The sequence below is a fragment of the Streptomyces sp. WAC06614 genome, from assembly GCF_003949795.1.
Classification (GTDB): domain Bacteria; phylum Actinomycetota; class Actinomycetes; order Streptomycetales; family Streptomycetaceae; genus Streptomyces.
This window is the reverse complement of sequence record NZ_RPRY01000550.1, coordinates 1-2,689: the sequence shown is the minus strand read 5'-3', so window position 1 is coordinate 2,689 and position 2,689 is coordinate 1. Positions and strand designations below refer to the sequence as shown.

The 2,689-nt window shown below is 76.7% G+C and carries 2 protein-coding genes; both read left to right on the top strand.

The window, feature by feature from the left end; genetic code table 11:
- A partial coding sequence (locus EF918_RS34515; RefSeq protein WP_125652812.1) for a DUF3152 domain-containing protein occupies positions 1-967 on the top strand: 967 nt, incomplete at its 5' end.
- Positions 968-1,187: 220 nt separating this feature from the next.
- Positions 1,188-2,689, top strand: a 1,502-nt coding sequence (locus tag EF918_RS34510; protein ID WP_125652811.1) for a glycosyltransferase, incomplete at its 3' end; no start/stop codon positions are given.

The window sequence follows — 2,689 nt, the reverse complement described above, 5'->3', positions numbered from 1 at the left end:
CGCCTCGGGCTCTGCCGCGGACCCGGCGTCGGGCGCCGCCGCGCCCGGACCGGCGGCGCCCGACGCCGGGTCCGCGGCAGAGCCCGAGGCGCAGCCGGAGCCGGAGCCGGAGCCGGAGACCGGCGGCCGGGGCAGGAAGATCTGGACGTACACCGGCATGGCCGCGGCCGCCGTCACCACCGTGCTCGCGGTCGTCGTCACCGGCCAGGCCGTGCTCGACGGCGACGGCGGCCTGCTCAGCGCCCACGCGCCCGGCGACGACCCGGCCGACCGCGCGGCGCCGGGGCAGTCGGCCGCCTCCCGGTCCGACGACCGCCCGACCCCCGCCCCGGCCCAGGCCGCCCCCTCGCAGGCCGCGCCGGAGAAGACGTACGAGCAGAAGATGGCCGAGGTGTTCGCCCTCGACGCCGGGCTCAAGGGCCCGAACACCTTCGACACCGTGCAGACCGGTGCCAAGGGCCCCGGCAAGGGCAGGACGGTCCGCTACCGCGTCGACGTGGAACAGGGCCTCGGGCTGGACGCGGAGCTGTTCGCCGAGGCCGTCCAGCGCACCCTGAACGACCCCAGGAGCTGGGCGCACGACGGGGCGATGTCCTTCGAGCGCGTGCCGTCCGGCGAGGCCGACTTCGTCGTCACCCTCGCCAGCCCGGGCACCACCGGCGTCTGGTGCGCCAAGTCCGACCTGGACACCGTCGTCGGGAACGTCAGCTGCGACTCCGCCAAGACCGAGCGCGTGATGATCAACGCCTACCGCTGGGCGCAGGGCTCGCCGACGTACGGCCAGGACCAGATGCTCGCCTACCGGCAGATGCTGATCAACCACGAGGTCGGCCACCGGCTCGGCCACGGGCACGAGAACTGCCGGACCCCCGGCGCGCTCGCGCCGATCATGCAGCAGCAGACGAAGTCGCTGAACATCGACGGCGTGCAGTGCCGGCCCAACCCCTGGGTCCACCCGACCGGCTGAGCCCCGCCGACCGGGCCCGCGGACGGTCGTACTGACAGATCGTCCACTCGGTTAGCGCGGTCGAACGCGACCCGTACGCGAAAGTTACGACTCTTCACCCCTTCCGGTGGCGCGGCGGACAACCGTCCGTCGCACCACCGGCACATCCGCTTGAGTTCTCCCCGCGGCGGGTCGCCGGACCGACGGCGACCGGATCGACGGGAGAACGGGGGTGCCGCCGGTGCGGATCGGACTGCTCACCACGGGTGAGTCCAGGCTGTGGTGCGACCGGCTCGTGCGAGGGCTTCCGCAGCACGAGTTCGAGGTGTACGCGATGCACCACGAGCCCGGCCCGCACCCCGGCGCGGGGGCGCAGGACGGCGGCCGGGCGGTCGCCGTGCACCCGGCCGCGCCGGGGGCCACGCCCGAGGGCGGCGGCCGGCGCCTGGGGCGCCGCGCCCGGCGGGCGTTCGCGCAGGACCTGGGCCGGCTGCTGACCGGCGTGTGCGCGGCCGGCGCGGCGAACGCCGACGCGGCGGCGCTCGACGTCGCGGCGTTCGACGAGGGGCTGCACGGGCTGGCCGGACTCGCCCGCGATCACGGCGGACTGGCGTCGGCCCTGCGCTCCGAGCCGGCGCTGCGGGTGGCCGAGGCCGCGTGCCGGGCCCCGGGTGCGAGCCCCGCGGCCGCCGCGGCCACCGTCCCCGACCTGCTCGCCTTCACCGAGGAGTTGGAGCGGGCGCTGCGCCCGCTGTCCTTCGACTGGTACGAGGGCCTCGGCCGGGCCGACGTCTGCCACGCCGCGGGCGGCGGCGTCCTGGCCCTGCCCGGACTGGTGGCCAAACGCTTCTTCGGAGTGCCGCTGCTGGTCACCGAGTACGGAGTCCCGCTGCGTGCGTACTACTTGCGGACCGCCCCGGCCGCCCGGCCCGCCGTTCGGGCCCTGCTCGCCGGGTTCCACCGGCGGCTGGCCGCCGTCCTCTACCGCGAGGCCGATCTGCTCACGCCCGGCAACGCGCACGTACGGCGCTGGCAGGAGCGGTGCGGCGCCCCGCGCGAACGGCAGCGGACGGTGTACCCCGGGATGGAGGCGGACCGATTCGCCGGCGTCGGGGAGGCACCGGAGGCGGGCGATCCGGACACCCTGGTCTGGGTCGGCCGGGCGGAGCCCGCCAAGGACCTGATCGGGCTGCTGCACGCCTTCGCCGAGATCCGGCGGACCGCGCCGCAGGCCCGGCTGCGGCTGTTCGTCACGGCCGCCGCGCGGGCCTACCTCGCCGACTGCCGGTCGCTGGCGGCCCAGCTCTTCCCCGACGAGGCCGCGGACGCGGTCAGCGCGGGGGAGAGCCCGGTCACCTTCGAGGAACTCGGCGGCCCCGAGACCCCGACCGCCGCCGAGGCCTACGGGACCGGCCGGGTCGCGGTGCTGTCGTCGGTGGTCGAGGGGTTCCCGGTGGGCCTGGTCGAGGCGATGCTCAGCGGCCGGGCGACCGTCTCCACCGATGTCGGGGCGGTCCGTGAAGTCGTCGGCGGTACCGGTCTGCTGGTCCCGCCCCGCAACCCCAAGGCCCTGGCGGAGGCCTGTCTGGCCCTGCTGACCGACCCCGAACGTGCGCACCGGCTGGGCGCGGCGGCCCGGGCCCGGGCCGACGCGCCCAGCCGGTGCGCACGGCCGGGGCCGGCCGGCCGGGCCAGACAGGCACCCGCCAGGGCCTCGGGGGTGCGGCGAGCGGCCCGCAGACC